Origin of the sequence: Kitasatospora sp. NPDC056651 (assembly GCF_042792155.1) — a bacterium.
GTDB lineage: Bacteria > Actinomycetota > Actinomycetes > Streptomycetales > Streptomycetaceae > Kitasatospora.
Genome location: NZ_JBHTWX010000041.1, coordinates 1 through 16,761 on the forward strand (window position 1 = coordinate 1; position 16,761 = coordinate 16,761).

Consider the following 16,761-nt stretch of genomic DNA (forward strand, 5'->3'; position numbering starts at 1 on the left):
CTTCCCGCGCAACGCCCCTTCATCGCTGGAACCGAAGGGGGCCCGCGCGTTCGTGGTGTACGTGCGGGCCCCCTTCGAGTGTGCGGCTAGCCCACGGAGGAGTAGGCGATGATGCCGCGGCGGAGGCCGTCGACGGCCTTGCGGGCCGTCTTGCGGAGCTCCACGTCCTCGCCGGCGGCGTCCTGGATCTGGCCGAGGACGTCGATCAGCTGCTTGGTCCAGCGGACGAAGTCGCCGGCCGGCATGTCGGCGTCGCGCAGCACCTGGTCGAGGTTGTGGCCGAGCGCCCAGCGGTAGGCGACCCAGGCGAAGCCCAGGTCGGGCTCGCGCTGGCCGACGCCCTCGGCGGTGTTGATCCGGTGCTGCTCCTCCAGGGCGTCCAGGTGGCCCCAGATCCGGACCATCTTGCCGAGCGCCTCCTTGGCCGCGCCCTCCGGCACCCGGGGGGCGCCGGCGTCGTCGGACTGGCGCGCCTCGTACACCAGCGCCGAGGCGCAGGCGGCGAGTTCGGCGGCGGCCAGGCCGCTCCAGACGCCCTCGCGGATGCACTCCGAGGCGAGCAGGTCGAGTTCGCCGTAGAGCCGGCCGAGACGCTTGCCGTCGTCGGTGACGGTGTCACCGCTGAGGTAGCCGAGGTCGGTGAGCAGCGCGCAGACCCGGTCGAAGGTGCGGGCGATGGTGTGGGTGCGCGAGCGCATCCGGCGCTCCAGCAACTCGGTGTCGCGGTGCAACCGGTGGTAGCGCTCGGCCCAGCGGGCGTGGTCCTCGCGGTCGGAGCAGCCGTGGCACGGGTGCTGGCGCAGTTCGGTGCGCAGCCGGGTGATCTCCGGGTCGTCGGCGGCGGCCGCGCGGCCGCGCCGGAACCGCTCGGGCTCCAGGTGGCCGGCCTTGGTGCGCAGCGCGGAGGCGAGGTCGCGCCGGGACTGCGGGCTTCGCGGGTTGAAGGACTTGGGGATGCGCACCCGCTCGATCGCGGCGACCGGGTGCGGGAAGTCGATCATGGCGAGCCGCTTGACCTGCCGCTCGGCGGTGAGCACCACCGGGCGCGGGCCGTCCTGGTAGTCGGGGTGGCGGGGGCCGCCCCGGCCGGAGCGGTCGACCGGCGGCAGGCCCGGGTCGAGGACCAGGGCGAGGCCGGCGAACTTGCCGGTGGGGACGTGGATGACGTCGCCCGGCTTGAGCTGCTCCAGCGACTCGACGGCGGCCGCGCGGCGCTGGCTGGTGCCTTCCCGGGCCAGCGCGTTCTCGCGGTCCTTGAGGTTGCGGCGCAGCTCCATGTACTCGTCGAAGTCGCCGAGGTGGCAGGTCATCGACTCGCGGTAGCCCTCCAGCCCCTCCTCGTTGCGCTGCACCTGGCGGGAGATGCCGACCACCGAGCGGTCCGCCTGGAACTGGGCGAAAGACGTCTCCAGCAGCTCGCGCGAGCGGTGCCGGCCGAACTGGGAGACCAGGTTGACGGCCATGTTGTAGGAGGGCCGGAACGAGGACTTCAGCGGGTAGGTGCGGGTGCCGGCCAGGCCGGCCAGCGCCTCCGGGTCGAGGCCGCGCTGCCAGAGCACGACGGCGTGGCCCTCGATGTCGATGCCGCGCCGCCCGGCCCGGCCGGTGAGCTGGGTGTACTCGCCGGGGGTGATGTCGGCGTGGGTCTCGCCGTTCCACTTGACCAGCTTCTCCATGACCACCGAGCGGGCGGGCATGTTGATGCCGAGCGCCAGGGTCTCGGTCGCGAAGACGGCCTTGACCAGGCCCTTCACGAAGAGCTCCTCGACGACTTCCTTGAACCGGGGCAGCATCCCGGCGTGGTGGGCGGCGATGCCGCGCTCCAGCCCGTCCAGCCACTCGAAGTAGCCGAGGACGTGCAGGTCCTCGTCCGGGATGTCGGCGCAGCGCTCCTCGACGACGGCCCGGACCTGGGCGCGCTCGGAGTCCTTGTTGAGCCGCAGCCCGGAGCTGAGGCACTGCTGGACGGCGGCCTCGCAGCCGGCCCGGCTGAAGATGAAGGTGATCGCGGGCAGCAGGCCCTCGGCGTGGAGCCGGTCGATGACGTCCACCCGGCCCGGCGTCCAGACCCGGCCGGGACGGCCGTTGGGCATCGAGCGGCCCCGGCCGCGGCCGAAGCGGTCGCGCGGGTTGCGGTCGAGTTCGGAGCGGGCCAGCCGGACCAGCTCGGGGTTGACGGCCTTGCCCGGGTTCTTCAGGTTGTGCTTGGGACGGCCGTCCCGGTCGGGGTCGGCGAACAGGTCGTACATCCGGTTGCCGGCCATCACGTGCTGCCACAGCGGCACCGGCCTGGTCTCGGAGACGATCACCTTGGTGCCGCCGCGCACGGTGTCCAGCCAGTCGCCGAACTCCTCGGCGTTGGAGACGGTCGCGGAGAGCGAGACGAGGGTGACCGACTCGGGGAGGTGGATGATGACTTCCTCCCAGACGGCGCCGCGGAAGCGGTCGGCGAGGTAGTGCACCTCGTCCATCACGACGTAGCCGAGGCCGTTGAGGGTGCTGGAGCCCGCGTAGAGCATGTTGCGCAGCACCTCGGTGGTCATGACCACCACGGGGGCGTCGCCGTTGACGGAGTTGTCGCCGGTGAGCAGGCCGACCTTGGCGGCGCCGTAGCGCTTGACCAGGTCCCCGTACTTCTGGTTGGAGAGCGCCTTGATCGGCGTGGTGTAGAAGCACTTGCGACCGGAGGCCAGGGCCAGGTGCACGGCGAACTCGCCGACGATGGTCTTCCCGGAGCCGGTGGGGGCGGCGACCAGGACGCCGGATCCGTCCTCCAGCGTCCGGCAGGCCTCCAGCTGGAAGTCGTCCAGCGGGAAGTCGTACAGCTGCTGGAAGCCGTACAGGGCGGTGGCCTGCTCCTGGGCCCGGCGACGGCTGGCCGCGTACGCCTCGGCGGGGCTGAGCTCCTGGTCGTCCTGGGGCTCGGGCTGGGGGGTGTTCATCGCCGTCCGGGTGTGGTTGGTGTGATCTCGCATCTCAGCCAGAGGTTACCCGGGAGGGCTGACATCGATAGCACCGTTTTTCGGAGCCGGGCGGTCCTCGGCGCCTCGACGCGGTCCTCAGTCCTTCAGCAGCTCCGCCAGCCCGTCCGCCAGCCGCTCGTACTCCCCCGCCCGGTTGTACAGCTGCGCGCTGATCCGCAGCACCCCGCCGCCGGCCCACGGGCGGACGGCGATCCGGGTGCCGAGCCGCTGCCACACCTCGGCCATCAGCGCCCGGGCCTGCGCCTCGGTCTCGCCGTGCCCGGCCGGCAGCCGGACGGTGCGCATCCACACCCCGGCCGTCCCCGGCAGCGGCGCCAGGCCGGCCCGTTCGACCAGCGTCCGCCGGCCGTACCCGGCGAGCGCGGTGTTGTGCGCGGCCACCGCCTCGTGGCCGAGCTCGCGCAGCAGCGCGAAGCCGGCCGGGGCCGCCAGCCAGGGCGTGTAGTCGCAGGTGCCGCGCCACTCGACGTTGCCCGGGAAGCCCTTGTCGTGCTCCCAGGAGAGGGCCAGCGGGCGCACCCGGCCGGTCCATTCGGGACGGACGGCGAGCACCCCGGTGGCGCGCGGGGCGAAGGCCCACTTGTGCAGGTTGCCGAACCAGAAGTCGGCGTTCGGGTCGACCGGGGCGGGGAGCATGCCGGGCGCGTGGGCGCCGTCCACCACGGTGGTCACGCCGCGGGCGCGCAGTTGCGCGAGCAGGGCCGGGCCGGCCACCAGGCGGGCGGTGGGCGAGGTGAGCTGGTCCAGGATCGCGACGGTGGTGCGCTCGTCGACGGCGGCGAGCACCGCCTCCCGGACGGCGTGCTCGTCCGGGGCGTCCAGCGGCACCGGGGCCACCACCACCTCGGCGCCGGTCTCGGCGGCCTTGCGGAGCGCGGCCCTGGTCACCGCGCCGTAGCCGTGGTCGGTGACCAGGATCCGGTCGCCGGGCGCGAGCGGGACGCTGTCCAGGGCGATCGCGACCGCCTCGGTGACGTTGGCGACCAGCGCGAGCCGGTCCGGGTCGGTGCCCAGCGCGGCGGCGATCAGGGCCCGGGCCGCGGCGACCCGGACCGGGAGGTCGGCGAAGAAGCCGTCCGGGTCCCGCTCGTGCTCGACGCGCAGCCGCTCCTGGACCCGCTGGACGGGGACGGGCACGGCGCCGAAGGAGCCGTGGTTCAGATGGGCGGTCTGCGACGACACGCTGAACAGCCCGTCGGCGGCCGGCAGCGGGGCCGGGGGTTCGACGGTCCACAGGTCCTCGGTCACGGCTTCCTCCGCTGGTCGGCCCGCCGGTCGACGCATGGACCGGCGTGTGACATTTCACATGCCAGGCTAGTGTCCGGGCCGCACGTCGCGCGACCACTCTCCGGGACCCGGCCGGCGCCCCGGCCCTGCCGGAAGGTCCGTCGTGTCGCCCGGTCCGGACTGCCACACCCCGCATGACCACCGCCCGGCCCGGCGGCACCGCGGCTCCCGGTGCGCCGAACCGCGCGAAGGCCCCGGATCCCCCCGACGAAAAGGGATCCGGGGCCTGCTCAGGGGCCCGGGGCCTGCCCGGGCCTGCTCAGGCGCCCGGGGCCTGCCCGGGCCTGCCGGCCCGGCGCCTCAGCGACTCAGGCCGCGGGCGGTGCGCGCGGCGGCGATCGCCCCGACGGCGGCGACCGCGGCGATCCCGAAGGCCATGTACCGGGCCGAGTCGACCGGGCTGGCCCCGCCCAGGCTGACCAGGGTGCCGGCCAGCGCCGAGGTCACCGAGATCGCGATCAGCTGGGTGGTGTTGATCGCCGCGGCCGCCTTGCCACCCTCGGCCGGATCGCTGCTGCTGCGCATCGCGGCGACGCTCAGGTGCGGGAAGGCCAGCCCGATCCCGGTGCCGGCGCCGAACAGCGCCACCGCCCACAGCAGCACCCGCGGCCCGGAGGCGTGCCCGGTCTGCGTCAGCCCGTAGACCAGCAGGCCGGCGAGCAGCACCAGCGGAGCGACCCGGATGGCCAGGGCCCGACCGCGCGCGGACTCGATCCCGACGCTGAACAGCTGGGCGGCGGTCCAGCCGGCCGAGGTCGCGGCACCGAGGAACCCGGCCATGAGCGGGCCGAGACCGCCCAGTTGCTGGCCGAACAGCGGGATGAAGTTCTCCGCCACCACACCCGCGCAGAGCACCGCGACGGTCAGGTAGAGCCACTTCAGCGGGCTGCCGGCCCGGTAGGTCCGCTGCGGCAGCACCGTCGCGACCCCGCGCCGTTCGGCCGCCACGAAGCCGATCAGCAGCGCCAGCCCGGCGAGCAGGCAGACCGCCGTCGGCCAGCCGCTCGGCACGGTCGAACTCACACTGAAGGCGGCCGCCGCCAGGGTGAGCAGCAGCAGCGAGGCCAGCGGCACCGGACCGCTGCCCCGTCCCGCGCCGGAGGGCCCGGGCAGCACCCGGCGGGCCAGCCCCGCCAGTACCAGCGCGGCGACCAGCAGCAGCACGTACCCCCAGCGCCAGGCGCCGAGTTGGGCGAACAGCCCGCCGAGCGACGGCCCGACCAGGGTGCCGACGCCCCACATCGCGGAGACCAGTCCGGCGCCCCGGGTCCACAGCCGCTCCGGCAGCGCGCTGCGGATCACCGCGTAGCCGAGCCCGGACAGCAGTCCGCCGCCGAGCCCCTGCACCACCCGGCCGAGGATCAGCGCCGCCATCGACGGGCTGAGCGCGTTGACCACCGCGCCCGCGCCGAACACCAGGAAGCCCAGGACGTACGCCCGGGCGGCGCCGAGCCGGTCCAGCAGCCGGCTGACCAGCATGGAGGCGATGACGGCGGCCATCAGGAAGCCGGTGGCCACCCACGCGTAGTACCGCTCGCCGCCGATGTCGGTGACGATCGAGGGCATCAGCGCGGCGGTGAAGTAGAGGTTCATCGCGTACAGCGCGACACCGCCCGCCAGGATCGAGGCGGAGGCGGCGTACCGGCGGGAGAAGAGTTCGCCCCACCCGCCGGAGGCCCCGGAGGACGGCGAATCCGCCGGGTAACTGCCCAGCTCGGAATGGTCGGTGCCGTTCTTCACGGCTGCTGATTCGGTCACGTCCGGTACGCTAGGACTTCAAGATAACTTGAAGTCAAGGAGCCGGCATGACCACTGCCCCGGTCGATCTGCTGAGCGTCGGCGAGGTGGCCCGGCGGGCCGGCATCGCCACCTCGGCGGTGCGCTTCTACGAGGACCAGGGGCTGATCTCCTCCGAGCGCACCACGGGCAACCAGCGGCGCTACCGGCGGCACGTGCTGCGCCGGATCTCGCTCATCCTGGTCGCCAAGCGGCTCGGCATCCCGCTCGCCGAGGTCGCCGAGGCCTTCGCCGGACTGCCGGAGGACCGGATGCCCGGCAAGCACGACTGGGAGCGCATCTCCCGGCACTGGGCCGAGCAGCTGCGCGCCCGCCGGATCGAGCTGGAGCGGCTGGAGGGCGAGCTGACCGGCTGCATCGGCTGCGGCTGCGTGTCGCTGCGCCGCTGCCGGGTGCTCAACCCGGGCGACGAGCTGGCCGCCGAGGGCCCGGGGCCGCGCCTGCTGCTGCCGGAGGAAGGGCCGCCGCCCGTCGAGCAGTGAGAGCAGCGAGAGCAGTGAGCGGAGCGAGGCGAACGGCCCGGCCGGACGTGGCCCTCGCAGGGTTCCCCGCCACGTCCGACCGGGGGTCTCGGTGTCCGGCCCGACCCTCAAGGACGGGCCCGGACGGAACGGCACACTCGACGCCGTACCGCATGATCAGTAACATAGTAATGTGAAATTGCACAGCGCAAGAGGTGGCGCCATCCGTTACCGAGCTGTGTCCATGCCCCCGCATCTCCCCAGCCCCGCCTAGGAGTTCACCGGTGACCCTGCCCCCGACCGGCCTGAACACCGGGAGCCACGACCTCCCGGTCTCCCCCGCCCTCGCCTCGTTCATGGGCGCCCACTGGGCCGCCACCCCGCTCCCCGCCGACCAGCGCGTCCCCGGCTACGACCGCTTCCCCGGCCGCCGCGCCCGGCTCTCCGCCGCCTTCCCCGGCGAGCGGCTGATCGTCCCGGCCGGCCGGCTCAAGGTCCGCTGCAACGACCTCGACTACCGCTTCCGCCCGCACAGCGCGTACGTCTGGCTCACCGGCCTCACGGGCGAGGACCAGGCCGACCACGTCCTGGTCCTCGAACCGGCCGGCCCCGAGGGCCACGAGCCGGTCCTCTACCTGCGGCCCCGCTCCCCGCGCGACGGCGGCGAGTTCTACCGCGACCGCCGCTACGGCGAGTTCTGGGTCGGGGCCCGGCCCGACCTCGCCGAGGCGGCCCGGCTCACCGGAGTGCGCACCGCACACCTCGACGACCTCGGCAAGCTGCTCTCCGGCCCGCAGCCGCCGACCAGGGTGCTCGCCGACACCGACCCGGTGGTCGACGAGGCCACCGAGCGGCGCGGCCCCTCCGCCCGGGACGGCGAACTCGCCGCCGTCCTCTCCGAGTTGCGCCTGGTCAAGGACGAATGGGAGATCGGCCAGCTGCAACTGGCCGTCGACCACACCACCACCGGCTTCGAGGACGTCGTCCGCGCCCTGCCCACCGCGCTGCGCCACCACCGCGGCGAACGCTGGATCGAGGGCGTCTTCGACCTGCGCGCCCGCGCCGAGGGCAACGGCACCTCGTACACCACCATCGCCGCCTCCGGCGCCCACGCCTGCGTCCTGCACTGGATCCGCAACGACGGCGCCCTCGACCCGAACTCCCTGCTGCTGCTGGACGCCGGCGTCGAGACCGACACCCTCTACGCCGCCGACATCACCCGCACCCTCCCGCTCAGCGGCACCTTCACCCCGGTCCAGCGCCAGGCCTACGACCTGGTCCTCGCCGCCCAGAGCGCCGGCATCGCCGCCCTGCGCCCCGGCGCCCGGTTCCGCGACTTCCACCACGCGGCGATGCGGGTGATCGCCGAGGGCCTCGCCGACTGGGGCGTCCTGCCCGTGTCCGCCGAGGAGGCCCTCGCCGAGGACAACGGCCTGTACCGCCGCTACACCCTCTGCGGCAGCGGCCACATGCTCGGCCTCGACTACCACGACTGCGCCAAGTCCCGCGCGGACCGCTACGTCGACGGCACCCTGGAGGAGGGCATGGTCCTCACCGTCGAACCCGGCCTCTACCTCCAGCCGGACGACGAGACCCTCCCCGCCGAACTCCGCGGCCTCGGCATCCGCATCGAGGACGACCTGGTCATCACCGAGGACGGCGCCCGCCTGATGTCCGGCGCCCTGCCCAGGGCGGCCGCGGACATCGAGTCCTGGATGGCCACCCTGCTCGGCTGAGAACGGCAGCGGACGATCAAGCCACCTTGATCGTCCGCTCCCCCTGCCGGACGGCGACGTCCACGCCCCCGGCGGGCTACCGCCGCGCCGCCCGCCACAGCTCCGCGACGATCGCCTCCGCCGGGCCGGACCGCGCCAGGTGGTGCGCCGTGCCGGCCCACAGGTGCATGGCGTCGGTGTCGCCCCGACGGGCGGCGGCGGTGCGCAGGGGGGCAGTGAGGTGGTGGACCTCGGGGTAGGCGGGCGGGGCGTACGGGCCGTAGCGGTCGATGAAGGCGTTGCGCAGGCCGCGGGCCGGGCGGCCGGTGAAGGCGCGGGTGACGGCCGTCTCCGGGAGTTCGGTGAGCGCCGCCCGGTGCGCGGCCGAGGCACCGGACTCGTCCGACCGCAGTAGTGCCGTGCCCAGCTGCACCGCCACCGCCCCCGCCCGCAGCGCCGCCGCGATGGCCGCGCCGTCGCCGAGCCCGCCCGCGGCGACCAGCGGCAGCGCCGTCACTTCCCGTACGGCGGGCAGCAGTTCGAGCAGCGGCAGCTCTTCCGGCCGGTCCGTCACCCGGTGGGTGCTCCGGTGCCCGCCCGCCTCCGGGCCCTGCACGCACAGCGCGTCCATCCCGAGGGCCTCCGCGGCCCGGGCCTCCCGCGGCGTGGTGACGGTGGCGACCTGGGTCGTCCCGGCGGCCCGCAGCGCCGCCGCCTCCTCCGCCGTCGGCAGCCCGAAGGTGTACGACACCACCGGCACCGGGTCCGCGAGCAGCAGGGCGAGCTTGGCCTCCCAGCCGTCCCGGTCCGGCCCGATCTCCTCCGGCAGCGCCACGCCCCACCGCTCGGCCTCGGGCCGCAGCCGCTCCCGGTAGGCGTCGACCACCGCGCGGTCCGCGGGTGTGCCCGGCACGAAGAGGTTCACCCCGTACGGCCGGTCGGTCGCCTTCCGTACGGCGGCGATCTGCTCGGCCAGCGCCTCGACGGTCTTCATCCCGGCGGCCAGGAATCCCAGCCCGCCGGCCCGGTTCACCGCCACGGCCAGCTCGGGCGTCGAGGGGCCGCCCGCCATCGGGGCGGCGATCACCGGTACGGCGAGCTCGCCGAGTCGGACGGGCATCAGGCGCTCCTCACACTGCCACGGGCACGGAACACCCCACCCTACGCTCAGCGGATCAGCCCCCGCCGCCGCGACTCCCGCACCGCCGCGGTGCGCGAGTCCACCCCCAACTTGGTGTAGATGTGCACCAGATGGGACTTCACCGTGGCCTGGCTCAGGTGCAGCCGCTGGCTGACCTGCTGGTTGGTCAGCCCGTCCGCGACCAGCCCCAGCACCTCGGTCTCCCGCGCGCTGAGCGCCGCCGTCGGCGTCCGCATCCGCTCCAGCAGCCGGTCCGCCACGCTGGGCGCCAGCGCGCTGCGCCCGGCCGCGGCGGCCCGGACGGCCTGGGCCAGCTCCTCGGGCGGCGCGTCCTTCAGCAGGTAGCCGGTGGCCCCGGCCTCCAGGGCCGGCAGGGTGTCCGCGTCGGTGTCGTAGGTCGTGACGACCAGCACCCGCGGCGCACCCGCCCGGGCGGTGATCGCCGCCGTGGCCTGCGCCCCGTTCATCGCCGACCCCGGCCCGAACTGGAGGTCCATCAGCACCACGTCCACGCCCGGCTCCGCCGCCAGCTCGACGGCCCGCTCGGCGGTGGCCGCCTCCGCCACGATGGCGAAGTCCGGCTCGCACTCCAGCACCGCCCGCAGTCCGGCCCGCACCACCGGGTGGTCGTCCGCGATCAGCAGCCGGATCACGAGGCCGCCTCCGGGCCGACCGGCAGCTGCACCGCCACCGTCGTCCCCTGCCCGGGCGCCGACTCCACCGTGAAGCCGCCGCCGAGTGCCCGCGCCCGGGCCCGCATCGAGGGCAGTCCGAACCCGCCGTCCCCGCCGGTGCGGCCCGCGACCGCCGCCGGGTCGAACCCGGCCCCGTCGTCGAACACGTCCAGCGCCACTTCGCCCTCCATGTAGCTGAGAGTCACCTCGGCGCGGGCGGCCCCCGCGTGCCGGACGGTGTTGCCGAGCGCCGACTGCGCGATCCGCAGCAGCGCGACCTCCTGCGCGGCCGGCAGCCGGACCGGGCGGCCGGAGACGTGCAGGTGGACGGGCAGCGCGCCGTACGCCGTCGTCGTCGCGCACAGCCGCTCCAGCGCGACCGGCAGCGGATCGCCGTCCAGCGCGGGCGGGGTGAGCGCCCGGACGAAGCTCCGGGCCTCCTCCAGGTTGTCCTGGGCGGCCTGCCGCGCCTGCTCGACGTACCCGGCGGCGGCCTCGGTGCGCTCGGGCAGGGCCCGCTGGGCCGCCCGCAGCAGCAGCTGGATGGAGCTGAGGCCCTGCGCGAGGGTGTCGTGGATCTCCCGGGCGAGCCGCTCGCGCTCGGCCAGCACCCCGGCCGCGTGGTGCGCGGAGGCGAGGTCGGCGCGGGCGGCGGTCAGCTCGTCGATCAGCCGGCGCCGCTCCTCGCTCTCCCGGTACAGCGCCTGGTAGCCGAGCACGGTGGCGGTCGCGACGGCCGCGCCGAGCGCGGGCCCGATCGAGGCGGCGAGGCTGAAGCTGTGCTGGTGCCAGGACCACGCGGCGATCGCCGCGGCGGCCGTCAGCCCGACGGCCACCGGCCCGCCGCGCCGCCCCAGCAGGTGCAGTTCCAGGAAGTACAGCGGGAACGCCAGCCAGACCCCGTCCTGGGTGGCGAGCAGTACGCCCGCCCAGGTGACGCCGAGCAGCGCCAGCCAGAGCGCGGCCGCCCGGCGCGAACGGCGGACGGCGGCCAGCTGCGGCCCGACGGTGTAGACGGCGGCCATCGCGGTGGCCGCGGCGGCGACGGCGGCGGGATCGCCACCCCGCTCGGCGAAGACGGCCCGGGCGACGGCGAGCGCCAGCAGGCCCGCCACGAGCAGGTGCAGGCAGACCTGGAGGACGCGGGCGACGGGGGTGGTTCTGGATCGTTCGGTCGCCATCCGTCCAGGTTAAGTTCTGCGCCCGGCAGGCGGCATCAATCAAAAGGTTGAACTCTGCGTCTGCCCTTTGATGCCCAGGATGCAATCCCCGGCGCGATGCCTCCGGGGCCCCCGATCCACAACAGTGGAAGCGTCGGAAGTCCACCCCGCGGGAAAGGCCCACCGTTGTTCGTCGCCTGGAGGGACCTGAGGTTCGCCAAAGGCCGGTTCGCCCTGATGGGGACCGTCATCGTGCTGATCACCGTACTGGTCGGCCTGCTGTCCGGGCTGACCGCCGGGCTCGGCCGCCAGAACATCTCCGCCATCACCGGCCTGCCCGCCGACCACCTGGTCTTCGGCAGACCGGCCGACGGGCAGAAGCTCTCCTTCACCGACTCCCAGGTCACCCCCGACCAGTGGCAGGCCTGGGCCCGCGAGCCCGGAGTCACCTCCGCCCAGCCGCTCGGCATCACCACCACCAAGGCCGCCGCCGGGAAGCGCACCGCCGCGCTGTCCGCCTTCGGTGTCCCGGACGGCTCCGGGCTCGCCCCGCAGGGCGGCCTGATCGCCCCCGGCCGGGCGGTGCTGTCCAAGACCGCCGCCGAGAACCTGGGCGGCCTCGCCCCCGGCGCCGAGTTCACCCTGGCCGGGCACCCGCTGCGGGTCGCCGCCGTCGAGGGCGACGCCGCGTACAGCCACACCCCGGTGATCTGGACCAGCCTCGGCGACTGGCAGCAGGCCGCGCCCGGCGGCGCCGGCCACGCCACCGTCATCGCGCTCGGCACCACGAAGGGCGCCGACCTCGCCGCCGCCGACGCCCGCCACGGCACCGAGACCCGCGGCCGGGACGACGCCCTCGCCGCGATCGGCTCCTACACCTCGGAGAACGGCTCCCTCCAGCTGATGCGCGGCTTCCTGTTCGCCATCTCGGCCCTGGTGATCGGCGCGTTCTTCACCGTCTGGACGATCCAGCGCAGCGGCGACATCGCCGTCCTCAAGGCCCTCGGCGCCTCCACCCGCTACCTGCTGCGCGACGCCCTCGGCCAGGCCGTCCTGCTGCTGGTGCTCGGCACCGTCGTCGGCACCGCGATCGCCCTCGGCGCCGGCTCGCTGATCGGCTCCGCCGTCCCCTTCGTGCTGGACGCCCCGACCCTCCTGCTGCCCGCGACCGTCATGATCGCCCTCGGCGCGATCGGCGCGGCCCTGTCCATCCGCCGGATCACCTCCGCCGACCCGCTGACCGCCCTGGGGAGCGCCCGATGAGTCTCGTGCTCGACCGCATCACCCTCACCTACCCGGACGGCGACGGCCGGCTCACGGCCCTCGACCAGGTCTCGCTGACCGTCCCCAAGGGCTCGGTCACGGCCGTCGTCGGCCCCTCCGGCTCCGGCAAGTCCAGCCTGCTGGCGGTCGCCGCCACCCTGATCGGCCCGGACTCCGGGCAGGTCGTGATCGACGGCACCGACACCGCGGGCCTCGGCCGGGCCGACCTCACCGCGCTGCGCCGCACGAGGATCGGCATCGTCTTCCAGCAGGCCAACCTGCTGCCCTCGCTCACCGCCGTGGAGCAGTTGCAGGTGATGGCCCACCTCGACGGCCGCTCCCCGCGCACCGCCCTCCCCCGCGCCCTGGAACTCCTGGACGCCGTCGGGCTCCGCGACCAGGCCGCCCGCCGCCCGCACCAGCTCTCCGGCGGCCAGCGCCAGCGGGTCAACATCGCCCGCGCCCTGATGAACGACCCCACCGTGCTCCTGGTGGACGAACCCACCAGCGCCCTCGACCACGAACGCGGCGCGGCGGTCCTGGACCTGATCACCGGCCTCACCCACCGCCGGGCCACCGCCACCGTCCTGGTCACCCACGACCGCACCCACCTGACGGCCGTCGACCAGATCGCCGAGGTCCGGGACGGGAGGCTGACGGTGCCGGCGGCGGCGTGACCTATTTCTTGGCGATGAGAACGTCGTCCACCGAGAGCGTCACGGCTGCGCCGATCGACTCCGGCAACGTGAACGACTGCCCGGGGTGATGAACGGCGTGCACCCGGTAATCGCCGTCTCGCGGGTCGGTCAGGACCATGACCTTCAGGTTCTTCCGGTCGACGATGACGTACACCGGCACCCCGGCTTCCGCGTACAGCGTCGGCTTGATCTTCAGGTCGACCAAGTGGTTCGGCGATGTCACTTCCAGGACGAGCCTGAAGATCACGGGGTCGTAGCAGTTGTGCTCGACCACGTGATCGGCATAGTCGGCGTCGACGATCGACAGGTCCGGGATGGCGTAGTCCGATGGACCGTCGGGCAGCCAGAGGCCGATGCCCTGGATGACCCGGGTCCCCTCACCGTGCAGACCTGCCACGAGGAACGGAACACTGACGCTGGTGAGAGTGTCGCCGTGCTGACCGTCCGGAGGTGGCGTCGCTGTGATCTGTCCTCCGAGGATCTCGACCCGGTGCCCCACGAGCTGCTTGGAGATCAGCTCGGCGGCTTCGAGCGGCGTCGGCTGCTCGAAAGGCCCTTCCACTGCTGCGGCGGACATGGAGTTCCTCCTGCTGCCGATGTCGAGAACATCATCGTAGGGCCCGGGCACCTTCCGGCGCCCGGTCCCCGCCCTTCACCCGAACGGGCGGTTCGGCCCCTACCGGGAGCGCAGCCGCAGCGCCGAGGGCGCCGGCTCGGCGGACTTCTCCTCGCCGGCCCACAAGGAGCGGACGTGGCTGAGGTGGCGGGTCATGCAGGCCTCCGCCGCGTCCGCGTCGCCGGCGAGCATCAGGTCCAGCAGCTCCAGGTGCTCCTCCGCCGAGGAGACCAGTTGCCCCAGCTCGTCCAGCCGCGTCAGCCCGTACAGCCGGGACCGCTTGCGCAGGTCCCCGACGACGTCGACCAGCCGGGAGTTGCCGGCCAGCCCGAGCAGGTCCAGGTGGAACTGGCGGTCGGCCTCCAGGTAGCCGATCAGGTCGTGCTTGCGCGCCGCCGCGACGATCGCCTCGGCCTGCGGGCGCAGCCGCTCCAGCTGCTCCTCGGTGGCGGCGCGCGCGACCCGGCCGACGGTCGGGACCTCGATCAGGGCGCGGATCTCGGTGTAGTCGTCCAGGTCCCGCTCGGTGAGTTCGGTGACCCGGAAGCCCTTGTTGCGGACGGCCTCGACCAGGCCCTCGCGGGCGAGGTCGAGCATGGCCTCGCGGACCGGGGTCGCGGAGACGCCGAAGTCGGCGGCGAGCGCGGGTGCGGAGTAGACGACGCCGGGGCGCAGTTCGCCGGAGATCAGGGCCGCCCGGAGTGCGTGGGCGACCTGGTCGCGAAGCCGCTCCTGGACGGAGATCAGGGTGCGGGATTTGAGGTCGGCCATGGTGTTCCTCCGGGTGGGTGCAGAACACCAGCGTACAATGTCACGTTACGTTGCGTACGCAACCGTCCGCGATTCGAACACCCGCCGGTCCGGTCCCGTGGCGCCCAAAAGCCGTGGTGGCGGCCGTCGGCCGCGGGAACGGCCGACGGCGCGCGGTGCGCCACCCGCACGGAGGGCTACGCCCGGCGGAACTGCTCCACCAGGGCGCTCAGGCTGGCCCCGCCGTTCCCGGCCTCGACGCTCCGCCCGACCGTCTCCGCCAGCAGCGCCGGCAGCGCGGCGTCCACCCCGGAGGCCTCGACGGTGTGCCGCACGTGCTCGATGCCGGCGAGCGCCATGGTCATCCGGTCGACGTCCCCGCCGTGGTCGCCGGCGGTGATCCGCGGCGCGTAGAACTCGATCATCCCCGGCAGCAGCGAGGCGGTGGAGACGGCGTACGGCCGGAAGTCCTCGGCCGGGATGCCGTTGGCCTCGGCGATCGCGGTGGCGTGCAGGTAGCCGACCATCGAGGTCCAGAACAGGTCCATCTGGATCTGGTAGTACAGCTGCGCCAACCCCGGGTCCTCGCCCCGGTAGTCGGCCGCGGTGAGCACCTCCAGCGTGGTCCGGTGCCGTTCGAACAGCTCGGCCGGTCCGCTGTAGAAGGCGGACGACCCGGGGTTGCCGATGCCCGACGGCGGCACCTGCACCCCGCCGGTCAGGTGCCCGGCCCCGCGCTCGGCGAGCCGGCGGGCGACCTCCCGGGCCCGCTCGGGGGTGTCCGAGCCGAGGTTCGCGACGACCTTCCCCTCCAGCACGGCCGACTCGACCGACTCCAGCACGGCGAGCACCGCGTCGTAGTCGGTGAGGCTGAGCACCACCAGTTCGTTGGCCGCCACCGCCGCCTCCGCGCTCGGCGCCGGCTCCGCTCCCCTGGCGACCAGTTCGTCGGCCCGCCCGGCCGTACGGTTCCACACCGTGACGGCGTACCCGGCGTCCAGGAACGCCCCCGCCATGGCCCGCCCCATCGGGCCGAGCCCGATCACCGTCACGGAACTCTTCGACCGCTGTTCCACGGACATATGCCTTCCCCTCCTCTGGAACGAACGCTCTATCCAGAGCGCCGGAGCCGACGCTAGCACAGCTCTAGAACGAACGCTCTATTCACCCCATCGGATAGGATCCCGCCGTGAAGACGCCCGAGAAGACCGCCGCGAAGACGCCCGAGAAGCCACCGGGGAAGACCGTCACCGTCGGCACCCGCGAGCGGATCGTCCGGGCCACCTCCCGACTGCTGCAACGCCAGGGGTACGAGGGCACCGGGATCAAGCAGATCTCCCGCGAGTCCGAGGCCACCCTCGGCTCCGTCTACCACTTCTTCCCGGGCGGCAAGCAGGAGTTGGCCGCCGAGGCGATCCGGCACGGGGACGAGGAGTTCGCCGTCCTGCTGCGGGCCGGGCTGGACTCCTCGACGGACCTCGGCGAGGCGCTGACCGCCTGCACCCGGATACTCGCCACCGAGCTGCGCGCCTCCGACTGGCAGGACGGCTGCCCGATCACCTCCACCGCGCTGGAGACCATCGGCCGGGCGCCGGTGATCGAGCAGGCCGTGGCCGAGGCCTTCGCCAACTGGCGGGCGATCGTGGAGGAACGGCTGCGTGCCGCCGGGATCGGCGAGGAGGACGCCCGCGAACTGGCCGGCACCGTCATCAACACCCTCGAAGGCGCCGAGCTCGCCGCCCAGGTCGCCCGCAGCGAGGAGCCCCTGCTGGTCACCGGCCGACACCTGGCCCGGCTGCTCTCGACCTACCGCTGAAACGCCCCGACTTCCCGCAGGAGCAACGGACTTGTCGATCGAAGTGGCGCTGTACGACGGCCGCCCGAAGGGCGGCGACCGCGACCGCCCCGCCATGCTGCACCTGTCGACCGGCCACGGCGGCGGCCTCGCCGCGGCTCTCGCCGAGCACGCCCGCCCGTCCGACCACCGGCTCGGCCGGATCGACCCGTACGGCGACACCCTGTTCAACGAGCAGGACGCGGGCGCCGCCTTCGAGGAGGCCACCGCCCTGCTCGCCCGTTGCACCGACGAGGCGCAGCGGGCGGCCGTGCGCGACCTGCGCAACCTGCTCGCCCACTGCGCCGCCACCCCGGGCAGCTGGCTCTGCCTCTACGGGGACTGATCCGGGGACCGACCCGGCCGCCGACCCCGGCCGCC

Annotated in this window: 15 protein-coding genes; 6 read left to right on the forward strand and 9 right to left on the reverse strand. The window is 74.0% G+C overall.

The window, feature by feature from the left end:
• Positions 1-86: 86 nt before the first annotated feature.
• From ACFRAR_RS17885 to ACFRAR_RS17895, 3 genes are all read right to left on the reverse strand, one after another.
• On the reverse strand, positions 87-2,942 hold the full coding sequence (locus ACFRAR_RS17885) for a DEAD/DEAH box helicase (RefSeq protein WP_380699077.1): 2,856 nt from the start codon (positions 2,940-2,942) through the stop codon (positions 87-89).
• Positions 2,943-3,059: 117 nt separating this feature from the next.
• Positions 3,060-4,232 (reverse strand): aminotransferase class V-fold PLP-dependent enzyme, encoded by a 1,173-nt coding sequence (locus tag ACFRAR_RS17890; RefSeq protein WP_380699025.1) that lies wholly within the window; start codon positions 4,230-4,232, stop codon positions 3,060-3,062.
• 339 nt (positions 4,233-4,571) lie between these two features.
• A complete protein-coding gene (locus ACFRAR_RS17895) occupies positions 4,572-6,029 on the reverse strand; it encodes an MFS transporter (RefSeq protein WP_380699026.1) in 1,458 nt (485 codons plus the stop codon).
• Positions 6,030-6,076: 47 nt separating this feature from the next.
• Here ACFRAR_RS17895 and soxR point away from each other — a divergent pair, with 47 nt between their 5' ends.
• Both soxR and ACFRAR_RS17905 read left to right on the forward strand, forming a co-directional pair.
• On the forward strand, positions 6,077-6,550 hold the full coding sequence (gene soxR, locus ACFRAR_RS17900) for a redox-sensitive transcriptional activator SoxR (protein ID WP_380699027.1): 474 nt from the start codon (positions 6,077-6,079) through the stop codon (positions 6,548-6,550).
• Between the two features lie 263 nt (positions 6,551-6,813).
• Entirely contained in the window at positions 6,814-8,265 is a 1,452-nt protein-coding gene (locus ACFRAR_RS17905; protein ID WP_380699028.1) for an aminopeptidase P family protein, read from the forward strand.
• Positions 8,266-8,341: 76 nt separating this feature from the next.
• Here the strand turns inward: ACFRAR_RS17905 and ACFRAR_RS17910 are convergent, their stop codons facing one another.
• Genes ACFRAR_RS17910 through ACFRAR_RS17920 form a run of 3 tightly spaced genes read right to left on the reverse strand, consistent with a single transcriptional unit; the run spans position 8,342 to position 11,240 of the window.
• Positions 8,342-9,364, reverse strand: coding sequence for a nitronate monooxygenase (locus ACFRAR_RS17910; RefSeq protein WP_380699029.1), 1,023 nt, complete (start codon positions 9,362-9,364; stop codon positions 8,342-8,344).
• A 47-nt stretch (positions 9,365-9,411) separates the two neighbouring features.
• Entirely contained in the window at positions 9,412-10,038 is a 627-nt protein-coding gene (locus tag ACFRAR_RS17915; protein ID WP_380699030.1) for a response regulator, read from the reverse strand.
• Complete coding sequence (locus ACFRAR_RS17920) at positions 10,035-11,240, reverse strand: sensor histidine kinase (protein WP_380699031.1); 1,206 nt, start codon at positions 11,238-11,240, stop codon at positions 10,035-10,037. Before ACFRAR_RS17920 ends, ACFRAR_RS17915 begins: the two co-directional genes overlap by 4 nt.
• Positions 11,241-11,405: 165 nt before the next feature.
• Between ACFRAR_RS17920 and ACFRAR_RS17925 the strand changes: the two genes are divergently transcribed.
• Together ACFRAR_RS17925 and ACFRAR_RS17930 are read left to right on the forward strand one after the other, a co-directional pair.
• The gene (locus tag ACFRAR_RS17925; protein WP_380699032.1) at positions 11,406-12,482 is read left to right on the forward strand and encodes an ABC transporter permease; all 1,077 of its coding nucleotides are present in this window, start codon (positions 11,406-11,408) and stop codon (positions 12,480-12,482) included.
• Positions 12,479-13,159 (forward strand): ABC transporter ATP-binding protein, encoded by a 681-nt coding sequence (locus tag ACFRAR_RS17930; protein ID WP_380699033.1) that lies wholly within the window; start codon positions 12,479-12,481, stop codon positions 13,157-13,159. Before ACFRAR_RS17925 ends, ACFRAR_RS17930 begins: the two co-directional genes overlap by 4 nt.
• 1 nt (position 13,160) lies before the next feature.
• Here the strand turns inward: ACFRAR_RS17930 and ACFRAR_RS17935 are convergent, their stop codons facing one another.
• The 3 genes from ACFRAR_RS17935 to ACFRAR_RS17945 form a co-directional block, all read right to left on the reverse strand.
• Positions 13,161-13,757 (reverse strand): Uma2 family endonuclease, encoded by a 597-nt coding sequence (locus ACFRAR_RS17935; RefSeq protein ID WP_380699034.1) that lies wholly within the window; start codon positions 13,755-13,757, stop codon positions 13,161-13,163.
• A gap of 99 nt (positions 13,758-13,856) precedes the next feature.
• Positions 13,857-14,567: a GntR family transcriptional regulator gene (locus tag ACFRAR_RS17940; protein ID WP_380699035.1), complete on the reverse strand. Its 711-nt coding sequence runs from the start codon at positions 14,565-14,567 to the stop codon at positions 13,857-13,859.
• Positions 14,568-14,743: 176 nt separating this feature from the next.
• A complete protein-coding gene (locus ACFRAR_RS17945; protein ID WP_380699036.1) occupies positions 14,744-15,628 on the reverse strand; it encodes an NAD(P)-dependent oxidoreductase in 885 nt (294 codons plus the stop codon).
• A 188-nt stretch (positions 15,629-15,816) separates the two neighbouring features.
• Here ACFRAR_RS17945 and ACFRAR_RS17950 point away from each other — a divergent pair, with 188 nt between their 5' ends.
• Together ACFRAR_RS17950 and ACFRAR_RS17955 are read left to right on the forward strand one after the other, a co-directional pair.
• Positions 15,817-16,362, forward strand: coding sequence for a TetR/AcrR family transcriptional regulator (locus ACFRAR_RS17950; RefSeq protein ID WP_380699078.1), 546 nt, complete (start codon positions 15,817-15,819; stop codon positions 16,360-16,362).
• Positions 16,363-16,393: 31 nt separating this feature from the next.
• Positions 16,394-16,726 (forward strand): hypothetical protein, encoded by a 333-nt coding sequence (locus ACFRAR_RS17955; protein ID WP_380699037.1) that lies wholly within the window; start codon positions 16,394-16,396, stop codon positions 16,724-16,726.
• The last annotated feature ends 35 nt before the right edge of the window (positions 16,727-16,761 follow it).

Bases quoted from the DNA above. Each gene is read 5' to 3' on its own strand.
- ACFRAR_RS17885 (WP_380699077.1), bottom strand. From the start codon at position 2,942: ATGAACACCCCCCAGCCCGAGCCCCAGGACGACCAGGAGCTCAGCCCC.
- soxR (WP_380699027.1), top strand. From the start codon at position 6,077: ATGACCACTGCCCCGGTCGATCTGCTGAGCGTCGGCGAGGTGGCCCGG.
- ACFRAR_RS17910 (WP_380699029.1), bottom strand. From the start codon at position 9,364: ATGCCCGTCCGACTCGGCGAGCTCGCCGTACCGGTGATCGCCGCCCCG.
- ACFRAR_RS17920 (WP_380699031.1), bottom strand. From the start codon at position 11,240: ATGGCGACCGAACGATCCAGAACCACCCCCGTCGCCCGCGTCCTCCAG.
- ACFRAR_RS17930 (WP_380699033.1), top strand. From the start codon at position 12,479: ATGAGTCTCGTGCTCGACCGCATCACCCTCACCTACCCGGACGGCGAC.
- ACFRAR_RS17935 (WP_380699034.1), bottom strand. From the start codon at position 13,757: ATGTCCGCCGCAGCAGTGGAAGGGCCTTTCGAGCAGCCGACGCCGCTC.
- ACFRAR_RS17940 (WP_380699035.1), bottom strand. From the start codon at position 14,567: ATGGCCGACCTCAAATCCCGCACCCTGATCTCCGTCCAGGAGCGGCTT.
- ACFRAR_RS17945 (WP_380699036.1), bottom strand. From the start codon at position 15,628: ATGTCCGTGGAACAGCGGTCGAAGAGTTCCGTGACGGTGATCGGGCTC.